Below are 550 nucleotides of genomic sequence, written 5' to 3'. Positions count from 1 at the left end.
GGGGCGCCGGGGGCGGGAATCGCGCACTCCATATTTTGTTCACAAATTAATTAACTGGGCTCCGAGTTGCTCAGAGTCGCACATATGGTCATAAACCTCGGACAGACCGTATGACCTCGGGAATCTTGCTGTCCACTGTAGACATATCATCTTTATACCCTCGTCGGTCTCCGCTAGTTAGCCCATCATAAATTGAAGGACAACGTTAACAAACCTATAAAACGCCAGCGGGGGCTCTATCACTAATTAGATAGAGCCCCCGCTGGCGGAGTTTATTTGATTGAAAAAATGCCCCTTAATTGATTTACTGGAAATAAGGAGCAAAAGATCCGTCCGGATAAACGTGGCGACAGAACCCTGGAGCCGACTGAGCGCCACCAGAAAGCGACATAAGCAAAAAGATCGGATCTACCTCACCGCGGACGACAACGATGCCCTCGACTAAAGCCAATCCGAACACACCTAAAACAGATAGTGTAAATGTCGGTTTGTATATCGCAAAAAAGGGGGAGGCCGCGAGGCCTCCCCCTTCTTCAATCTCGATGACGGC

The 550-nt window shown here is 49.5% G+C and carries 1 protein-coding gene; it reads right to left on the bottom strand.

All coding sequences use genetic code 11. From position 1 onward, the window contains the following. Nucleotides 1-304: 304 nt before the first annotated feature. A partial coding sequence (locus tag DWZ15_RS10795) for a hypothetical protein (RefSeq protein ID WP_233544800.1) occupies nucleotides 305-550 on the bottom strand: 246 nt, incomplete at its 5' end.

Source organism: Collinsella sp. AF29-7AC, from assembly GCF_003475665.1.
In the GTDB taxonomy this organism is placed as follows: Bacteria; Actinomycetota; Coriobacteriia; order Coriobacteriales; family Coriobacteriaceae; genus Collinsella.
Note: the sequence above shows the minus strand (reverse complement) of the source record. Positions and strands in the feature narration are given on the sequence as shown.